The organism is Amycolatopsis sp. NPDC102389 (assembly GCF_044765885.1).
GTDB lineage: Bacteria > Actinomycetota > Actinomycetes > Mycobacteriales > Pseudonocardiaceae > Amycolatopsis.
Genome location: NZ_JBIWKX010000011.1, coordinates 67,604 through 86,107 on the forward strand (window position 1 = coordinate 67,604; position 18,504 = coordinate 86,107).

The 18,504-nt window shown below is 68.7% G+C and carries 19 protein-coding genes; 6 read left to right on the plus strand and 13 right to left on the minus strand.

The window, feature by feature from the left end:
• Nucleotides 1-823 precede the first annotated feature (823 nt).
• The 6 genes from ACIRGA_RS12725 to ACIRGA_RS12750 all read right to left on the minus strand — a co-directional run bounded on the left by ACIRGA_RS12725 (nucleotide 824) and on the right by ACIRGA_RS12750 (nucleotide 5,119).
• The gene (locus tag ACIRGA_RS12725; protein ID WP_400940028.1) at nucleotides 824-1,552 is read right to left on the minus strand and encodes a GGDEF domain-containing protein; all 729 of its coding nucleotides are present in this window, start codon (nucleotides 1,550-1,552) and stop codon (nucleotides 824-826) included.
• 93 nt (nucleotides 1,553-1,645) lie between these two features.
• Nucleotides 1,646-2,230 (minus strand): isopentenyl-diphosphate Delta-isomerase, encoded by a 585-nt coding sequence (idi, locus tag ACIRGA_RS12730; protein ID WP_400940031.1) that lies wholly within the window; start codon nucleotides 2,228-2,230, stop codon nucleotides 1,646-1,648.
• A gap of 58 nt (nucleotides 2,231-2,288) precedes the next feature.
• Complete coding sequence (locus tag ACIRGA_RS12735) at nucleotides 2,289-3,122, minus strand: alpha/beta fold hydrolase (RefSeq protein WP_400940034.1); 834 nt, start codon at nucleotides 3,120-3,122, stop codon at nucleotides 2,289-2,291.
• A 22-nt stretch (nucleotides 3,123-3,144) separates the two neighbouring features.
• The gene (gene dusB / locus ACIRGA_RS12740; protein ID WP_400940036.1) at nucleotides 3,145-4,290 is read right to left on the minus strand and encodes a tRNA dihydrouridine synthase DusB; all 1,146 of its coding nucleotides are present in this window, start codon (nucleotides 4,288-4,290) and stop codon (nucleotides 3,145-3,147) included.
• Between the two features lie 18 nt (nucleotides 4,291-4,308).
• On the minus strand, nucleotides 4,309-4,701 hold the full coding sequence (locus ACIRGA_RS12745; protein WP_400940038.1) for a hypothetical protein: 393 nt from the start codon (nucleotides 4,699-4,701) through the stop codon (nucleotides 4,309-4,311).
• Nucleotides 4,702-4,741: 40 nt separating this feature from the next.
• Nucleotides 4,742-5,119: a hypothetical protein gene (locus tag ACIRGA_RS12750; protein ID WP_400940041.1), complete on the minus strand. Its 378-nt coding sequence runs from the start codon at nucleotides 5,117-5,119 to the stop codon at nucleotides 4,742-4,744.
• A gap of 483 nt (nucleotides 5,120-5,602) precedes the next feature.
• Here ACIRGA_RS12750 and ACIRGA_RS12755 point away from each other — a divergent pair, with 483 nt between their 5' ends.
• The gene (locus tag ACIRGA_RS12755; protein ID WP_400940044.1) at nucleotides 5,603-7,561 is read left to right on the plus strand and encodes a DUF2339 domain-containing protein; all 1,959 of its coding nucleotides are present in this window, start codon (nucleotides 5,603-5,605) and stop codon (nucleotides 7,559-7,561) included.
• Nucleotides 7,562-7,604: 43 nt separating this feature from the next.
• On the plus strand, nucleotides 7,605-8,006 hold the full coding sequence (locus tag ACIRGA_RS12760; protein ID WP_400940045.1) for a TIGR03667 family PPOX class F420-dependent oxidoreductase: 402 nt from the start codon (nucleotides 7,605-7,607) through the stop codon (nucleotides 8,004-8,006).
• On the opposite strand, the gene ACIRGA_RS12765 is transcribed toward ACIRGA_RS12760, so the two are convergent.
• Nucleotides 8,003-8,554: a superoxide dismutase gene (locus ACIRGA_RS12765; RefSeq protein ID WP_400940049.1), complete on the minus strand. Its 552-nt coding sequence runs from the start codon at nucleotides 8,552-8,554 to the stop codon at nucleotides 8,003-8,005. The genes ACIRGA_RS12760 and ACIRGA_RS12765 overlap by 4 nt on opposite strands.
• 83 nt (nucleotides 8,555-8,637) lie before the next feature.
• Between ACIRGA_RS12765 and ACIRGA_RS12770 the strand changes: the two genes are divergently transcribed.
• Nucleotides 8,638-9,600 carry a DMT family transporter gene (locus tag ACIRGA_RS12770; RefSeq protein ID WP_400940051.1) on the plus strand — a complete coding sequence of 321 codons (963 nt, stop codon included), beginning with the start codon at nucleotides 8,638-8,640 and terminating at the stop codon, nucleotides 9,598-9,600.
• Nucleotides 9,545-10,009: a DUF6328 family protein gene (locus ACIRGA_RS12775; RefSeq protein ID WP_400940053.1), complete on the plus strand. Its 465-nt coding sequence runs from the start codon at nucleotides 9,545-9,547 to the stop codon at nucleotides 10,007-10,009. The genes ACIRGA_RS12770 and ACIRGA_RS12775 overlap by 56 nt, the downstream gene beginning before the upstream one ends.
• Here ACIRGA_RS12775 and ACIRGA_RS12780 read toward each other — a convergent pair whose 3' ends face one another.
• Entirely contained in the window at nucleotides 10,010-10,537 is a 528-nt protein-coding gene (locus ACIRGA_RS12780) for a hypothetical protein (protein WP_400940056.1), read from the minus strand. It abuts the gene before it with no gap.
• A gap of 77 nt (nucleotides 10,538-10,614) precedes the next feature.
• Here ACIRGA_RS12780 and ACIRGA_RS12785 point away from each other — a divergent pair, with 77 nt between their 5' ends.
• Together ACIRGA_RS12785 and helR are read left to right on the plus strand one after the other, a co-directional pair.
• Entirely contained in the window at nucleotides 10,615-12,426 is a 1,812-nt protein-coding gene (locus ACIRGA_RS12785; RefSeq protein WP_400940059.1) for a LamG-like jellyroll fold domain-containing protein, read from the plus strand.
• Between the two features lie 177 nt (nucleotides 12,427-12,603).
• Nucleotides 12,604-14,808, plus strand: a complete 2,205-nt coding sequence (gene helR, locus ACIRGA_RS12790; RefSeq protein WP_400940062.1) for an RNA polymerase recycling motor ATPase HelR — start codon at nucleotides 12,604-12,606, stop codon at nucleotides 14,806-14,808.
• Between the two features lie 69 nt (nucleotides 14,809-14,877).
• Here the strand turns inward: helR and ACIRGA_RS12795 are convergent, their stop codons facing one another.
• The 5 genes from ACIRGA_RS12795 to ACIRGA_RS12815 form a co-directional block, all read right to left on the minus strand.
• Nucleotides 14,878-15,372 (minus strand): Lrp/AsnC family transcriptional regulator, encoded by a 495-nt coding sequence (locus tag ACIRGA_RS12795; RefSeq protein ID WP_400940065.1) that lies wholly within the window; start codon nucleotides 15,370-15,372, stop codon nucleotides 14,878-14,880.
• 168 nt (nucleotides 15,373-15,540) lie between these two features.
• The gene (lysA, locus tag ACIRGA_RS12800; RefSeq protein WP_400940068.1) at nucleotides 15,541-16,884 is read right to left on the minus strand and encodes a diaminopimelate decarboxylase; all 1,344 of its coding nucleotides are present in this window, start codon (nucleotides 16,882-16,884) and stop codon (nucleotides 15,541-15,543) included.
• A 144-nt stretch (nucleotides 16,885-17,028) separates the two neighbouring features.
• Entirely contained in the window at nucleotides 17,029-17,187 is a 159-nt protein-coding gene (locus ACIRGA_RS12805; protein ID WP_170064532.1) for a DUF6307 family protein, read from the minus strand.
• Between the two features lie 9 nt (nucleotides 17,188-17,196).
• On the minus strand, nucleotides 17,197-17,376 hold the full coding sequence (locus ACIRGA_RS12810) for an RGCVC family protein (RefSeq protein WP_400940070.1): 180 nt from the start codon (nucleotides 17,374-17,376) through the stop codon (nucleotides 17,197-17,199).
• A complete protein-coding gene (locus ACIRGA_RS12815) occupies nucleotides 17,373-18,398 on the minus strand; it encodes a fatty acid desaturase family protein (RefSeq protein ID WP_400940072.1) in 1,026 nt (341 codons plus the stop codon). The genes ACIRGA_RS12810 and ACIRGA_RS12815 overlap by 4 nt, the downstream gene beginning before the upstream one ends.
• Between the last annotated feature and the right edge of the window lie 106 nt (nucleotides 18,399-18,504).

Genomic DNA, 18,504 nt, shown 5'->3' on the forward strand with positions numbered 1-18,504 from the left:
GACCGCGGCGGGACACCGGACGGTGCGGACGGCGGCGGCGAGATCGGTGCCTGCTGCACCGGCCGTTGCGCCGGGCGGCGGGGACGGCGCGGGGGCGGCGGCGCCGCGGGCTGCTGCTGCGCGCCGGGGCCTGCCAACGGTGGGCGGCGCTGCGTCGGCGCTTCGGGGCTGGGCGCGGCCTGCGGAGTACGGCGCGCGCGAGGCGGGCGCGGGGTCTCGGGGGGCTGTGGGTTCCGCGGTGCCTGTGCCGGCGGCGTGGCGGGCCTGGCCGCGCGAGGCGCGGGCGCCGGGCTTTCGGCGGGGGCGGCCGGACGAGAACGACGAGGTGCGGGCGGCTCCGTGCGAGCGGCTCGCGTGCCGGGTCTCGGCGGCTCGGACGACGGCTCGCTCTGCCGAAGGCGGCGCGGAGCGGGCGCTTCGGCGGCGGGGTCGAAGATCGGGCGTTCACCGGTATGACGTGCGACGACGTCGGAAACGCTGATCCCGCCGTGGGTGTCCATCGAGCGGCGTCGAGCCCTGCGGCCGCGCTCACCGGTGCCGCTGTCGGTGTGGCTGTGGCGACCGGTCCCGGGGTTGTGGTGCTCGTCGGGCACTCGGTCTCCTTTCAGGCCTGGCGTCGAAGCTCTTTCGTTATCGTACGGACACCTCAGGTTCGTGACGACAACCATCCCGGAATTTTCTTCACCCAAGGTACCGAGAAGCGCCGAACGGTCCATGCGATCGGGTGAGCGGTCGTGGTTAAAGCTTCGTTAAATGGTGCGAAACCGCTACGCAGAGTGGGACGGTCGACTGTGTGAGTGGATGGCGAGCGGACGGCGCGCGGCTAAGCGCCCGCGGACTCCGAGGCGTTCATCGGATGCGGAATCGTGCGTGAAGATTCCTTATCCCGATAGGCCACTTTGTTTCGTCCCGCCCGTTTCGCCGCATACAACAAAGCGTCGGCTTTGCGCAACTGCCGTTCCGGTTCGGCCGCGAGACCCGGCTCCGCGCGGCTTTCGTGCGCCAGTCCCACGCTGATCGTCACCGAGAGACCGGGACGGATCCGGCGCCACGGATGGCGGGCCACCCGGATGCGGGCGGTGTCGGCGATCCGCACGGCGCGGGCGGCGTCGACGTCCGGGATGACGAGCGCGAACTCCTCGCCGCCGTAGCGGGCGCAGAACGCCTCCGGCGGGAGCCCCTGCTGCAGCAGATCGGCCACTTCGCGGAGCACCCGATCGCCCACCAGATGCCCGAAAGTGTCGTTGACCTCCTTGAACAGGTCGAGGTCGACCAGTGCGATCGCGACGCCGGGGGGCCCTTGGTGGTCGACGGCCCGGCCGTGCAGCCACTGGTCGAGGTAGCGACGGTTGTAGCTGGACGTCAGCGTGTCACGCAGGCTGCCCGCCCTGGCGAGGTCGAAGGCGGATTTGAGGTGGTGGTACGCGCGTCGCCAGTCGCCCTGAGTGGCCAATACCCCGGCGATGGACTCGTGGAGGCTGAGCAGATCGGTGGTCGGCGCGCCCGGTGGGAGCGCGGCCTCGTCGTCGGCTGCCACGCTCACCTCCGCCACGAATTGGTTTTCGTCGTATAGGAGGGATCTCTTGAGGTATGAGTACGGGCCAAAGTGAATATCGCTCAACAGGACGACGGTCCGGCGCCATTGTCACGCACCGGAGTTCCTTTCTGTAAGCGACGAAAACGGCTCGACATCTTTGAGCTGCGAAAACTGATCTTTCGCCCAGTAACTCACGTCAGTCACATCGTCATTCAGCAACAGTGCGTAATCATTCCAGCTCAGCCAGCGCCAGTCGCCGACCTCGTCCGGATGCGGTTCCGGATCTTCGTCGACCCAGGCGACGAAGACCGGGCAGAACTCGTTCTCGACCACGCCTTCGAACGGCGGAGTGGAGTAGCGGTACGCCGGAAGTACGCACTGGAGCCCGTTCAGCCGGGGCAGTCCGAGCTCGAAGGCGGCGCGCCGCCGGACGGCTTCCTCGATCGGTTCACCCGGTGCGGGGTGCCCGCAGACACTGTTGGTCCAGACCCGGGGCCACACCTTCTTGCTGGCGGCGCGGCTGGTGATCAGCAGGGCTTGGTCGCTGCGGCGCAGCAGATAGCAGGAGAACGCCAGGTGCAGCCGGGTGTGCTCGTGGTGGGCGGCCAGTTTGGGCGCGGTTTCGCCGGTCGGCTCGCCGTCCTCGGTGACGTAGACGATGCGTTCGGTGTCCACTTCCGTCATGTTGTTCATCGGCCCCACTGAACCAGCAGGCTCGCTGTAACCGGTACCGCGACCAGAGTTACCCCTGTTAGTGGGACGAAAGGTGCTCCACGAGCAAAGAAGTGACGGCTTCGGGAGCCTCCTCCACGACCCAGTGGGAGACGTCCTCGATCATCTCGAAGCGGTACGGGCCGGTGACCCGGTTCGCGGTGTCGAGCGCGGCAGTCGAGCCGAAGGCGGCGTCTTCGGTGCTCCAGATGTAGAGCGTCGGCACCTCGATCGGGCCGATCTTCCCGCCGGGACGGCCGGCGCGGTACCAGTTGAGCGCGGCGGTCAGCGCGCCCGGCTCGGACAGGCGCCGGACGTACTCGTCGACCTTGCTCGGCGACACCTTCCAGTCGAAGATGCGGCGCAGCGCGTCGGCGTTGTTCTCGAGCATCCGCCGTTCGGTGACGCGGGTCTGCCGCCATTCGGTCATGTACGCCGACCGGAGATGCTGATCCTCGTCGGTCTTCATGGCCTCCGCCAGCGCCGCCGGATGCGGCGTCGAAACCACGGCGAGACTGCGGAGCCTGCCGGGATGCGCGTCGGCCGTCCACCACGCGACGGCGCCGCCCCAATCGTGCCCGACGAGATCGAATTCGTTCCACCCCAAGCGATCCGCGATCGCGATGACGTCACCGACGAGGTCGTCGATCCCGTATTCGGACGCCTGTTCCGGCCGGACGTCCGGCGAGTAGCCGCGCTGATCCGGGGCCACCGCGCGATAACCGAGCACGCCGAGCGTCGCGACCTGGTGCTCCCACTCCACCGCGGCCTCGGGAAACCCGTGCAGCAGCAGGACGGGGCGCCCGTCTTCGGGGCCCGCCGCGATGGCGTCGAAGGAACCGGCGTCGGTGGGGATGCTCAGCTGCTCGATCACGACGCCGACTTTACGGGGGCGGTCAGCCGCCCGAGTGCATGTCCTCGGCTTCGGGGACGCAGTCGTCGTCCGGGTCGTCGAGCCAGCCGTGCGGCAGCGTGACCTTGCCCGGCGAACCCTGCCGCCCGCGCGGACCCGTGGCCGCGGTGGGGAACGGCGCGTCGTGGTCGAGCTTGGCGATGAGGTCGTCGAGTTCGTCCATGCCGGACAGCATCGCGAAGCCGCGGCGAAGTTCGGAGCCGACCGGGAAACCCATGAAGTACCAAGCCATGTGCTTGCGGATGTCGCGCATGGCCTTGTCGTGGCCGTCGTGCTCGACGAGCAGTTCCGTGTGGCGGCGCAGCACCTTCGCGACCTCGCCGAGATTCGGCGGAGTGGGCTGCGGGCGACCGGCGAAGGCGGCTTCCAGCTCGCCGAACAGCCACGGCCTGCCCAGGCAACCACGGCCGACCACGACGCCGTCGCAACCGGTCTCGTCGACCATGCGCAGCGCGTCCTCGGCGGAGAAGATGTCGCCGTTGCCGAGCACCGGGATACTGGTGACGGCTTCTTTGAGCGCCGCGATCTTCGTCCAGTCGGCCTGGCCGGAGTAGCGCTGCGCGGCGGTGCGCGCGTGCAGGCTGACCGCCGCCGCGCCCTCCGCCTCGGCGATACGCCCGGCGTCGAGGTATGTCAGGTGATCGTCGTCGATGCCCACCCGGAACTTGACCGTGAACGGCACCCCCGCCTCGGCCGCGGCCTTCGCCGACTCGCGCACGATGTCGGCGAACAGCTTGCGCTTGAACGGCAACGCCGCGCCGCCGCCCTTGCGCGTCACCTTCGCCACCGGGCAACCGAAGTTGCTGTCGATGTGGTCGGCGAGACCCTCGCCGGTGATGATGCGGACGGCCTCGGCCATGGTCTTGGGGTCGACCCCGTAAAGCTGCATGGACCTGGGCTTTTCGTTCTCGCCGAAGGTCATCATGTGCATGGTGCCGGGGTGCCGCTCGACCACCGCGCGGGCGGTGATCATCTCGCACACGTAGATGCCGGCGCCGTACTCCTGGCACAACTGCCGGAACGCGACGTTGGTGATGCCCGCCATGGGAGCGAGCACGACCGGCGGATCGACCTCGTAGGGGCCGATCTTCAGGCTGGGCTTGCTCAGGGTGGCGGTCACGTCCTCCATTGTCGCTTGTGGTGTCTGTCACTCGCAGGTGGGCCGGTCACCATCGCCGATGAGGCCGCCGCGAGGAGCGGTCACCCACCATTTGATCGTGCCGTCGATGTAGGTCCCGTCGATGTAGGTCATGCGACCGGCGGTGATCACACCCGTGTGCTTCGGGGACCTCAATTCGATCCGCAGGTTGTGGAAGCGGTACTTCTCGTTCTCGATGACTTCGTCTTCGTCTCTCCACACGGTCAGCTCGGGGAAGTGAAGGTTGTCGAAGCGCACTGACCGGACGCCTTCGAAGAGAAGTTCGACGGGATCGGCCTCCGGCCTGAACCCGGACCGAAGGATCAACTGCGAGTGCCCGGCGCCGTATCGCCACAGCTGGAAAGTGCGGGATGTGCTGAGGAGCGTTTCGCCGGGGTTCATCCATCCAGTATGGAGAAAGTCCCGACGGCAGGTCGGAACGTCAGGACGTCTTCGCCAACTGACTGACACGCTGGAAAGACATGCCGAGCACCTCGCCCGCTTCGCGTTGTGAAATCCCGAGGGCGAGCAGTTCTTGAACTGCCGCACGGTGTTCGGCCGCGGCTTCGGCCTGCTTGCGCTGGGCCTCTTCGCGCAGGACTTCGGCGCGGGCTTGGTGGTCCTTCACGGAACTCGGCAGGTGCACCTCGAGGTGCAGGTCGTACTCGTCGTTTCCGACGCCGTCCATGATTTCGATGAGCTCGTTGGCCATCGTCACGACGTCCTTGTAGCGGAGAGCCTGGGTCGAGCGGTCGATCTCGCGGACCCGGATCAGCCAGAACTTTCCATCGCGAGTGACTTCGGCGTGGTAGGTCTTCACTTCCTCCACCATCCTTTCCCGAGGACGCCCTCGCATTCCTTGAAGATGTCGACGGCGAAGACCTCGCCCAGTTCGGTATGGCGCGGGATGGGCACCACCACGCCGTTCAAGGTGTAGATGGTGTGGTCGGCACCTTCCCGTTCCAGAATCCACGCCGCGCGTTGCCGCCTGGCGGCGACAGCGATCTTCTTGATGACCTCTCGTCGTCTCAGTATGTCTAGGCAGGGGTAGACGCAAGCGTCAAGCCCGGGCTAGACATCTCCCGAGATGGGATGAACAAGGTCGTCTCGTTGCGGTTGCGCAACGCGGCAGATCAGCGGCGGACGCGTCGGCAGATCCACGGACACGGCAAGCTGCCGTAAGAATGCCGACCTTCTGCGAGCGCTCCGGGTGTGGGCCCGGTCGCGATGATCTTGCAGGTCGCGACCACATCGTCATCACGATTGAGTAGTGCTACGGATCCCTCGGCGCGCCTCAGGCCGCATGCTGATCGCCATGACCACCGATGGGGATGTGCTCCTCAGGCTCGCCGGGGAGATCGACGACCTTGGGGCCCGCCTCGCGCGGGTCGGCACCGAGCTGCGGACCGTCCAGTCCGAGACGGAGCCGAAGCGCGAAGAGACGCCTGAGCAAGCAGAACAGCCGCGGACGGCCCAGGAGCCGGCCGAGCAGCCGACCCAAGAGCCGGCCGAGCAGCCCGCCGGACAGCAGCCGCCACAACCGCAGCAACCCCAGCCGCAGGTGCCCCAGCAGCCGCACCCGCGCTACTTCACGGACCCGCGCCACCCCCAATACCAGGCCCAGTACCAGCAGCAGCAATATCAGCAGGCCCAGTACGCGCAGTGGCAGCAGCAGTACCGCCAGCAGTACCAGCAGCCGCAGCAGCCCTACCGCCCGTACCAGCCCGCCCCGAAGGTGTCGCTCGCCGAACGGCTGGGCAAGGAGGGCGCCGGCAGCAGGCTGCTGGCCTGGATCGGCGGCGCGGTCACGTTGCTCGGCATCGTGCTGTTCCTCGTGCTCGCGATCCAGCGTGGCTGGTTCGGCCCGGTGCCGCGGGTGATCGGCGGTGCCGTGCTCGGCGCGGCGCTGGTCGGGATCGGGCTCCGCCTGCACCGCACGCCGGCGGGCCGCACGGGCGCGTTCGCGCTCGCCGCGACCGGTATCGGCGCGCTGTACCTCGACGCCATCGCGGCGACGACGATGTACGAATACCTCCCGGCCTACGCCGGTCTCGCGATCGGGCTCCTGATCGCGGTCGGCGGGTTGCTGCTGGCCGTGCGGTGGAAGTCGTCGCTGCTCGCGACGGCCGTCGTGCTCGGTTGCGTGATCTGCGCGCCCATCATCACGCAGGGTTTCACCCCGCAGCTGGTCGCGTTCCTTCTTGTCGTCCAGATCGCTTCGACGCCGGTGCAGCTGCGCCAGTCGTGGCCGTCCGTCGCGGTCGCGACCGGGATCCCGCCGCTGCTGGCCTCGGTCTGCAGCACGGCGTTCGTCGGCTTGGGCGGCAGCGTGGCCAACACCGCCGCCGCGCTGGCCGCGGGCGGCACCGCTCTCGCGCTGGCCCTGATCGTCACCCTCAAGCGGCCGGGAGACGCCGCCGGGCTCGCCCTGCTCGCGGTCGCCCCCGCCCCGTCGTTGCTCGCCGCGTTGTTCCTGCCGAAGACCTCGGCCGTGATCGTGACCGCGTCGGTCGCGCTGGTGCTGCTCGGCGTGTGGGCGGCCGGGCAGTGGTTCGACGGCTGGACGGGTGAGCTCGCGGGTGCCGCCGGGCTCGTCGCGGCCCTGCAGACGACGATGACGCTGTTCGACGGCAGTGCCCGTTCGGGGATCCTCATCGGCGAAGCGGTGTTGCTGGCGCTGGTCGCGCTGTGGACGAAGAAGCAGGTGGCGCTCTTCGGCGGGATGGGCTTCGCCGTCATCGGCGGCATGATCGCGCTGGCCTTCGACGTCCAGCCGACGCTGTTCTTCGTGGTCCGCGAGCGCCCGGACGCCCGTCTCGCCGCCGCCTTCCTGGTGGCGCTGGCGATCTTGGCCGCCTCGATCACACTTCCGTGGGTCTCGCACCGCCTCGGGCTGTTCAAGGCCGCGTCGGAGAACGTGGTGCCGTGGCTCTTCGCCGGGGTCTGCGGGCTCTACGGCGCGGGCGCGATGGTGCTGTCCGGTGCGCTGCTGGTGGTCCCCGGCCGGTCGGGTTTCCTGCTCGGCCACGTGGTGATCACGGTGTCCTGGACGGTCGCCGCGCTGGTGCTGCTCATCCGCGGCATCTCGGCGGTCAACCTGCGGGTGATCGGCTTCGTGCTGGTCGGCGCGGCGGTGCTGAAGCTGGTGCTGTTCGACCTCTCGGCGCTCGACGGCCTGGCCCGGGTCGCGGCCTTCCTCATCGCCGGCCTGGTGCTGCTCGGCGCCGGGACGCGCTACGCGAAACTCGTCGCGTCCCGCTGAGCGGGCCAGGAAGAAAAGCCGCCGGGTCGTGGTTGGTCGGTTCATGAGCTACCGACCCGACCCACGGCTCGCCGAGCGGGCGAAGGAAAGCGTCGCCTGGCTGACCACGATCAGCCCGAAGGGACGCCCTTCGCCCCGCCCGGTGTGGTTCGTCCTCGACGGTGAGGATTTCATCGTCTTCAGTCAGCCGGACACGGCGAAGACCCGCCACATCGAAGCCAACCCCGAGGTCAGCCTCCATTTCAACAGCGACGAGCACGGCGGCTCGATCCTGGTGATCGGCGGCCGGGCCGAGATCCTGCCGGACGGTCTCGCGTCGGAGCAGCCGGGCTTCCTCGACAAGTACGAGAAGCACTACCCGGCGATCGACTACGACGTCCCGAAGTTCGACCGGGAGTACAGCACCCGGATCAGGATCCGGCCCGAACGCACCTGGGGCTTCTAAAAGTCGACGGTCACACAGGCCAGCCGCGCCCCTGCGGTCCCGGCGTGGCCGGGGTCGGTGTGCGTATGCGTTTCGTGGATCACGATCGAATGCGCGCGCCGATCGCCGAACGTCCAGTCCACTTTGGACACGGCGACGCCGCGGCCGGTGGCGTCGGTGGTGAGGTCGAGCCAGATCTCGTTGCGGGGGTTGGCATAGGCCGGATCCACCGACGGCTTCACCGGGTCTTCGACGTTCTGGTAGTGCGGTCCGGCGAGATCACCGGTGGCACCGCACGGCTTCGTGTGCGCGTGGGCGCCGTATTCACGGTTGGGCAGCAGGCCGGTCACGAGGACCGCGGTCGAGGTGCCGAAGGCCTTGGAGGTCAACCCGAACACGTGCGCGCGGGCGCCGGGCGGCACCAGTTCGGGTTTGTAGCCGGTGAGGCCGCTCTTGGCGGTGATCACGTGGACCGGGGAGCCGGGGGCGGCGGTGGCCGGTCCGGCGCCGGCGGTCAGGGCCAGCGCGGCGGTGGACAGGGCGAGGGTGAGTGCGGGGACGGGGCGCATGCCCCTTGCCTAGTCCGCCCGAATCGGACACGCCAGGGTGGTCACTCCGTCGGGCGATCATTCTCAAACTATGGGCAGGGTAAGTGAGTACAAATCCTCCGGATCGCACCTGGCTGGTCGCGGTCGCCGCCGCTCTTTGGGGCACCGACGGGCTTCTGAGGCTTCCTCTCGCCGAGGCGCTCCCGGCGGCCACGGTCGTCTTCTGGGAGCACCTGCTGGTGGTGCTCGTGCTGAGTCCCTTCATTCCCGGCGCTTTCCGCGCGCTGCGCCGGACCGGCCCGCGGGAATGGCTGGCCGTGCTCGCCATCGGCGGCGGATCCTCCGCGCTCGCGACCGCGATGTTCACCGCGGCCTTCAAACTGGGCGACCCGGTGACGCCGCTGGTGCTGCAGAAGCTCCAGCCGGTGTTCGCCGTGCTGGCGGCGTATTTCGTACTCCGTGAGCGGGTCCGCCCGGGGTACGCCTTCTTCGCGATCCCGGCGCTGCTCGGCGCTTGGCTGCTGGCGTTCAAGGATCCGCTGAACATCCAGCTCGCCGCGGCGAAGGCGGCGCTGCTGGCGATCGGCGCGGCCGCGTTGTGGGCGGCGGGGACGGTGCTCGGACGGCTGCTGTCCACCGAACTGGCGCCGAAGGAGGTCACCACCCTGCGGTTCACCGTTGGGCTCCCGGTCGCCGCGGGCATCGTGGCCTATCAGGGCGGCGAGTTCGCGGTCGGCTGGGACAACGCGCTCGGGCTCGCTCTGCTCGCGCTGGTCCCCGGGCTGCTGGCGCTGAGCCTGTACTACGTGGGCTTGCGGTCGACGCCCGCCGCCAGGGCGACGCTGGCCGAGCTGGCGTTCCCCGTCACGGCGGCCGTCATCGGCGTATTGTGCTTGGACGCCGATTTGTCGGGTACTCAGTGGCTGGGCCTCGCCGTGGTGGTCGTGGCCGTGACGTCGCTCGGCTGGCATGAAAAGGTCAGGCGTCAACCGATGGTCTTGGAGCCGCCGCATGGTCGAGCACACCGGCGAGACGAAGAACGAACGCCTGACCCGCAACGTCAGTGAGCTCCTGCAGGAGCTGCGGGTCGCGCAGGCCGGTGTCCAGATCCTGTTCGGTTTCCTGCTCACGGTGGTGTTCACCGACGAGTTCCACAAGGCGAGCGGGTTCGAGAAGTCCGTCCATCTGACGGCCGTCCTGCTCACGGTCAGCTCGACGGTGCTGCTGACGGCTCCCGCCGCGTGGCACCGGCTGCTGTTCCGCACCGGTAACCGTGAGCGGATCCTCACCTACGGCAACCGGTCCGTCCTGATCGGGCTCGGCTGTCTCGCGGCCGCCATCACCACGACCGTCTCGCTCATCGCCAAGGTCGTCTTCGGCCCGATCGCGATGACGCTCTTCGGCGTGGTGTCCGCGACGCTGTTCGTCGTCATGTGGTTCGTGGTGCCGAGGATGATCGACCACAACGGCGACTGATCACCGGCCCGTGCGCACCGGGGTGCTTTCGGGCAGGCCGAAAGCGGCGGCGGACACGGACTTCGGGTCGTCCGGGCTCGCGCCGCCGAGCACCCGGCGGGCGCCGACCCACGAGAACATCTCCTTGACCGAAGGAGAGTGGCCCGCGCCGTCTTCCGCGACCTTCCGATCGAGTACGCGGAACCCACCGGGAGTGCGTTCGACGCGGTAGACCATCGGCTGCCGCCGGAATCCGGCGCGCGTGACGAGCCCGCCGGCGTCCCTCTCGACCTCGTCGCAGCTCGCGACCAGGCCGATCTTGACCTGGTCGCCGTCCGGCCTGGTCTCGATCACCTTCTGCGTGCACACCCAGCGGGTTTTCGCGTCGCCGGCACCGGCGAGCGCGCGCAGATGCTCGTCGATCGGCGGCAGCGCCTCCCTGGCGACGGCGTCGTCCACCGTCGGCATCTCGTCCACGATCCACCAGCCTGCCGCGGCCACCACCACACCGACCCCGGCGAGCACGGGCCAGCGTTTGACGTTCCCCATGTGACGAAGCTACCGAGCGGGGCAAGTGTTCATCCGCGGTTCGGGACGCGTTGCCTCCGCGACCGTAGGTTGCGGCCGTGAACGACTCCTCCAGACGGACCTTCCTGCGCGGCGCGGGCCTGCTCGGCGCCGGTGCGGCGGTCTCCGCGTTACCCGCGCTCGGTGCTCCCGCCGCCTCGGCGGCCTTCGGTCGTGGCCCGGATACCGATGACGGCCGCTTCACCCTCGCGGTCCTGCCCGACACCCAGTACCTGTTCGACGCCGACCGCGGCGACCCCGCGCCGTTGGACGCCACGCTGCGGTACGTCACCGGCGGCGACGAGAACATCGTCTTCCTGGCGCATCTCGGCGACCTCACCGAGAACGGGCAGCCGGGCGAGTTCGACCAGATCAGCCGGTCCTTCCAGCACCTCGACCGGCGCCGGTTCCCGTACAGCACGCTGGCGGGCAACCACGACATCAAGTCCTCGACCGACGACCAGCGCGGCCGCACGCCGTACCTCGACGCGTTCGGGCCGCAGCGGCAGCGGGGTTCGCGGACCTTCCGCGGCGCGAGCCCGGACGGCTACAACAGCCATCACGTCTTCCGCGCGGGTGGGCGTGAGTGGCTGCTGCTCGCGCTCGACTGGCGGCCGTCGGCGGGCGGGCTGGACTGGGCGCGGTCGGTGCTCGCGCGGAATCCGCGGCTCCCGGCGATCCTGACCATCCACGAATTGGTATGGGCCGACGAGGCGGGACAGGCGCAGTTCTCGGAGTTCGGGCAGAAGGTGTGGGACGAGCTGATCGCCGGGAACGACCAGATCTTCCTGACGCTGAACGGGCACTACTGGCCGCCCGGCCGCACGGTGAAGCGCAACAACGCCGGGCACGACGTCCATCTGCACATCGCCAACTACCAGGACCGGTACTACGGCGGCAGCGCGATGATCCGGCTCTACCGGTTCGACCTCGCGCGCAAGGTGATCGACGTCCGTACGGTCTCGCCGTGGCTCGCGGACCAGGCGCCGCGGCTGAACGAGCTGCAGCGTCAGGAGATCGAACGCACCGGACCGGCGGACTACTTCAGCCTGGAGATCGACTTCGAGTCGCGGTTCGCGGGTTTCGCGCCGATCCCGGTGCCGCCCGCGCGGCCCGCCGAACGTCAGCTGATCCGCGGGACCGTGGCGTACTGGCGGTTCGAGGGCCGTGACGGCACGCCTGTCGACAGCGTCCGTGACCTTTCCGGCCGGGGCAACGACCTGGTCCGCGTGACCCTGCCCGGCAGCGCGCCTGAAGCGCTGCGATTCTCCGGCGAGTTCTCCGCGCGGCAGCCGTCGAGGTCGAGCCTGCGGTTCGACGGTGGCAAAAAGCCGGCTCGCGGCGGGTATCTGCGCACGGCGGACTCCGCGCCGATGAACGCGGAGACGTTCGCGCGCGGCTACACCGTCGAGGCGTTCGTGAAATTGCCCGAGGATTTCAAGGACGGCAAGCATTCCTGGGCCGCGATCTTCGGCAGGCAAGGCTCGGGCGGCAAGGCGGGCAAGACCGGTGACGATCCCGGCGAGCCGTCGGCCACACTGTCCCTTTCGGACGGAGCGGCGTTCCAGTGGGCGGTGTTCCCGGTGAACCAGAACGGGATCTCCACCTGCTGGGGGCACGAACTGGCGTTGCGGGAATGGATCCACGTCGCCGCGGTCAACGACGGCAGGCGGACGACGCTCTACGTCGACGGCTGCCCGGTACTGCGGAACCCGAAGACGCCGGCGGCGGGGATCGCGAACCCCGGCGGATCGTGGCTGATCGGCGCCTACGCCTACGACTCGATCGTCGAGCAGGCGTTTCACGGCTGGCTTGGTGACGTCCGTGTGGTGGGAAGGGCGCTGGACCCGCGCGAGTTCATGCTCGGCTGAGTGCGCCGGATCGTGCGCGGTAATGGCGGGTGTTCGCCCCCATTATCGCGCACGGTCGTTTCCGGAGGAATGCGGGGTCCCTCTTGACAAGCGGTGGACAATAGAAAATCGGCGCCTAATCGAGAATGTCGATCAGTACGCCGAATGTGTTGTCAGTCTAACCGCTGTGAGGGGAACTTGTCAAATCAGGGGTACGACGAGGAATTGCGATCCGAGCGGCGGTACGTCGCGTCACTCTACGGGCGGCTGGACGCCGAGCGCGTGCGTGTGAGCGAGGCGTATGCCGGTGCGCTGCGCGGAGAAGGCTTCGCGCTTTCCGACCGCGAGGTGTCCGTCGGTGCGAAGGCCCGCGAGATGGCCAGGCTGAAGATCGCCGACGAGGGCCTTTGTTTCGGTCGTTTGGACGCCCTTTCGGGAGAACGTTCGTACGTCGGCCGGATCGGCCTTTTCGACGAAGAGAACGACTACGAACCCTTGGTGCTGGATTGGCGGGCGCCGGCGTCGCGCGCGTTTTACTGCGCGACGGGCGCGTCGCCGGAAGGAATGGCCAGGCGCCGTCAATTCCGCACGCTCGGACGCGAGGTCCTCGACTTCGCCGACGAGGTCTTCGGCCGCCCGGAATCGGCGGGGGAACGGGGTGACGTCGCGTTGCTGGCCGCGGTCAACGCGCCGCGAGGCGAGGGGATGCGGGACATCGTCGCGACGATCCAGGCCGAGCAGGACGAGATCATCCGGCTGGACCACCCGGGTGTCGTCGTCGTGGAGGGCGGCCCCGGGACCGGGAAGACGGCCGTGGCGCTGCACCGGGTGGCGTACCTGCTGTACACGAAACGGGAGCGCATGGAACGCCGCGGCGTGCTCGTGGTCGGGCCCAGCAGCGGCTTCCTCGACCACATCGGCCGGGTCCTGCCGTCGCTCGGCGAGACCAGCGTCGTTTTCGCGACGCCTGGCGACCTCGTCGCCGGCCTGCGCACCGAACGCGAGGATCCGCCGGCGGTCCAGCGGCTGAAGGGCTCGCTGGCGATCCTGGACGTGCTGGCGGCCGCGGTGGCGGATCGGCAGGAACTACCCGCCGAGGCGGAGCCGATCGAGCTCGACGACGTCACCGTGCCGTTGGACGCCGAGGTCGCGGCCGCCGCACGCGAGGTGGCCCGGGAAAGCGGCCTGCTGCACAACGAGGCGAAGGCCGTCTTCGAACGCGAGGTGATTTCCGAGCTCGCCGTGCGCGCTGTCGACCGGCTCGGCGCGGGCTGGCTGCCGAGGGACGACGAGCACACGCGCCCGGAGATGCTCAAGAACGCCCACCGGGACCTGGAGGCCAGCGAGGAGCTCCGCGCGGTGCTCGACCGCCTGTGGCCGTCGCTGACGCCACAGCGGCTGCTGGGTGACCTCTATGCCTCGCCAGAGCGGTTGCGGGCGGCCGGGGCCGATCCGGCGCTGTTCCGCGAAGACGCGGACGCGTGGACGGTGTCCGACGTGCCGTTGCTGGACGAAGCCGTCGAACTGCTCGGCCGTGACCGCACCGCCGAACGCCGGGCGGAGGAACGGGAGCGCCTGGCGCGGAAGGAATACGCCGAGCGGGTGCTGGAGATCGTCGAGGTCGAGGACGATCACGACGATTACGAGTTCGCGCTCCGGCCGACGGACGTGCTGATGGCGGAGGAACTGGCGGACCGGTTCGCCGAACGCGACGAGCGGGATCTGGCCGAACGCGCCGCCGCCGACCGGGACTGGACCTATGGCCACGTGGTCGTCGACGAGGCGCAGGAACTGTCCGAAATGGACTGGCGGGTGCTGATGCGGCGCTGTCCCAGCCGGTCGTTCACCGTCGTCGGGGATCTCGCGCAGCGCCGGTCGCCGTCGGGCGCGCGGTCGTGGGACGCGATGCTCTCCCGGTACGTCGCCGATCGCTGGGTGTACCGGAAACTGACCGTCAACTACCGGACGCCGTCGGAGATCATGGCCGTGGCGGCCGCGGTGCTGGCGAGTTTCGCGCCGGACGTCGTCCCGCCGGAATCGGTGCGGTCGTGCGGGGTGCGGCCATGGGCGCGTCGAGTGTCCAAAATGGACATCGAAGAGAAGATCGCCGAGTTCGTCCGCGAGGAGGCGGGTCGCGAGGGGACGGCGGTGGTCATCGGGCCGCCGGGGGTGCCCGGGGCGATCGCGCCGTCCGCGGCCAAGGGGCTGGAGTACGACGCCGTCCTGGTGGTCGAGCCGGAGCGGATCCTCGCGGACGGCCCGAACGGTGAGGCGGAGCTGTACGTCGCGCTGACGCGGGCGACGCAGCGGCTCGGGGTCTTGTACGGCGGGGTGCTGCCGAAAGTCCTCCGCGGTCTAGATTCCGGGCGGCGGACTCCCGACGTGTATCTGCACTGCGTCTAGCGGATGCCAACGTGTCGTGAGTGGTAAGGGCGGTTCTGGCCATCCTTACCACTCACGACCCAACAGGGCCTACTTGGTCAGATTGCCCCAGGCATATGTCTGTTTTGCCAGTTTCAGGTAAATCAGCGTTTCGGTGCTGACGACACCCGGGATGGGCCGGATGTCGTCGTTCAGCACACTCAAGAGGTGTTCGTCGTCCCGGCAGGCGACCTCGGCGAGCAGGTCGTAGCCCCCCGCCGTGAGTACGACGTAGTGGACGTCCGGCATTCCGGAGAGCTGGTCGGAGACCGCCCGCGGATCGCCTTGGACCTTGATCCCGACCATCGCCTGACGGCCGAGCCCGACGTTCGCCGGATCCGTGACCGCGACGATCTGCATCGTCTCGTCCCGCAGCAGCCGCTGGACGCGCTGCCGCACGGCGCCCTCCGACAACCCGACGGCCTTGGCCAAGGCCGTGAACGAGGCCCGCCCGTCGACTTGCAGTAGAGCGATCAGAGTGCGATCGGTATTGTCCAAACCTCTAGGTGTGCGCTGCTCCATCTGCGCGCGTGGTTCGTCACCCATGCCGTCCCTCCCTTTGTTTCGGCATGCGATTCTTGTCGCGCAGCGTATCGATAAGTGTCCAGAATGCTACCGCCGTTAAGTTGTTTGTCGTGATTCTCTTTCTCGGCGCCTTCACACGAGGGAATCTGTCGCCTGACAGGCCGGCCGCCGAGGTTTTCGGACGACTCGTCAGCCCAGATCGCGTTTCAGCAGGTCCTCCTCGGTTTCGCGGCGGACGAGCAGCGTCGCCGTACCGCGGGAGACGCCGACCACCGGCGGCCTGCCGACGAGGTTGTAATTCGACGCGAGCGAGTGGTGGTATGCCCCGGTGCACGGGACGGCGAGCAGGTCGCCGGGGTGGACGTCGTCGGGCAACGAGAGCCCGTCGGCGAGGATGTCGCCCGATTCGCAGTGCCGTCCGACCACCGTCATCGGCCGCCGGGCGGCCCGGCTGCGCCTGCCGATCAGGCGCGCCGTGTACGCCGCCCCATAGAGCGCGGGCCGCGCGTTGTCACTCATTCCGCCGTCGACGGCGACGAAAGTGCGCGAACCGCGTTTCACCGCGCAAACCCGGTACACGGTGATCCCCGCCGGGCCGACGATCGCCCGGCCCGGTTCGATCGTCAGCTTCGGCGGGGGGAAGCCGTGGGAGGTGCATTCGTAAGCGAGCGCGACACGCAGACGGCGCACATAGCCGTCGATGTCGAAACCCGTGTCACCGGGCAGATAACGCACGGCGTGCCCGCCGCCGAGATCCAGTTCGCGCAGGGTGACGCCGTGGCTCTCACGAAGCGCGACGAGCACCCCGATCATCTTGCGGGCGGCCAGTTCGTAGAAATCCACTCGCGACACCTGCGAACCGATATGGCAGTGCAGCCCGGCCAGGCGGAGCCCGGGCTGCGCGAGCACGGCGGACACGGCCCGGCGGAGATTGTCGCGGACCTCTTCGCGCAGCGAGAAACCGAACTTCTGCCCTTCGGTACCGGTGGTGATCGCCGCGTGCGTGCCGGCCGCGACATCGGGGGTCACGCGGATCAGCACCTGCTGCGCGCCGGTGGCCAGCGCGCCGAGCTGTTCGATCTCGTCGAGCGAATCCACCACGATCCTGCGGACGCCGTAGGACAAGGCGGCTTTGAGGTCTTCGGGGGTCTTCGCGTTGCCGTGCAGCAGGATCCGCTCGGCGGGGAAGCCGACCGACCGTGCCACCGCGATCTCGCCCGCCGAGCAGGTGTCGAGGGAAAGCCCTTCCTCGGCGACCCAGCGCAAGACGGCGCGGGTGCACAGCGCCTTGCTCGCGTACGCCACCTCGGCGTCGGGCAGCGCCCGGCGGTACGCGCGGGCGTTCTGCCGGACCTCGTCCTCGTCGAGCAGGTACGCCGGTGTCCCGAACCTCGCGGCGAGGTGGGACACCGGCGCGCCGGCGAACAGCAGTTCCCCGCCGGGCCCGAGCCGGGTGCTCCGTGGCCAGACCCCGGGTTCGAGGTGGTCGGCGGCCTCGCAACCGAGGCTGGGCAGGAGCTCGCTAAGCGTCACGGTTACCTCCGCGTCGATCGGGTCAGTGCCTCATCAGCACAACTCCGATCGACCCGGCCCGGCCGTTCCGGCAACGTGTCCCTGACACGTTCCGGGGTCTCGCTGACGCCTTGTTAACGCGCGAGTAACCCCGGCCACATCCGTCTAGCGGACGGGCTCCGGGACGGTGTCGAGCGCCCGCACCATGTGCACGGCCAGCGCGAAAGCCGCCTCGTTGCCGAGGTCGGTGTGTTCGTTGACGATCTTCTTCACGGTGTCGACCCGGATCTCGTAGCGGGAAACGGGGACGGTGTCGGCGTTCATGACGATCCTCTATTCGGTTGTTTCGGGTTTCGTGGCGCAGGTGCAGCCGCGGCTGAACCCGCCGGCCGCGGTCGCGGTGCAGAAGCGGCGGGCGATCGTGTCGTGCGCGGACAGCGGATGCGGGCAGACCGGGCAGCGGTCGTCGGCGGGGGGCTCGGCGACGTCGCCGAGGGAACGGGCGGAGGTCATCGCGCGCCTGCCGGTTGAGCACGCAAAGGAGCCCCGACTTCGTGCAGATGCCGGAGCACGTGGCCGTACGACGCCGCCCAGCCGCATTGGGCGTAGTCGATGGCGTGCTTCGCGCAGAACTCGCGCACGATCACCTGCGCGTGCTTGAGGTTCGGCCGCGCCATGTTCGGGAACAGGTGGTGCTCGATCTGGTAGTTGAGCCCGCCGAGCGCGAAGTCCACGACGGGACCGCCACGCACATTGCGCGAGGTGAGCACCTGCTTGCGCAGGAAGTCGAGCTTGTGGCCGGCCGACAGCGTCGGCATGCCCTTGTGGTTCGGGGCGAACGAGCAGCCCATGTAGACGCCCCAGAGGCACTGGTGCACGGCGATGAAGGCGAAGCCGACACCGGGCGAGAGGACCACGAACACCGCTGTCAGGTACGCGGCGATATGGGCCAGCATCAGCGCCGATTCGATCTTCCGCCGCTTGAAACCGCGCTGGAAGATCGCCGTCACGCTCGACACGTGCAGGTTCAGGCCTTCCAGCAACAGCAGCGGGAAGAACAGGAACGCCTGGTATTTCGCCATCCAGCGCAGGAAACCACGCCGCTCGGTGCCTTGGGCCTTGGTGAAGATGAGCGCGGCGAGGTTGACGTCCGGGTCTTCGTCCTCGTGGTTGGGGTTGGCGTGATGGCGGTTGTGCGTGCCGATCCACCAGCCGTAGCTCAGCCCGGTCAGTCCACCGTGGACGAAACCGGTGACGTCGTTCGCCTTGCGGCCGCGGAAGATCTGCTTGTGCCCCGCGTCGTGTCCGATGAAGGAGAGCTGGGTGAACATCATCGCGAAGAAGGCGGCGAGGAACAGCTGCCACCAGGAGTCCCCGAGATGCGCGAAGGCGACCCAGCCGCCCGCGAAAGCGAGCAGGTTCAACGCGATCTTCACCGCGTAGTATTTTCGCCGCCGGTCGAGGAGGCCGGCTTCCTTGACCAATTTGGACAGTTCGGCGAAGTCGCTGCCCTGCCTCGTCTGAGTGGAGGTCATGGGGGATCACACCGTTCTGGTTCGTGAAAGTGGGCAATCCAGCAACGGGTTCGCAAACACCGAAGGGGTCTGGTTCGGCCGAGAAGGGCACTGGTACCACAACACG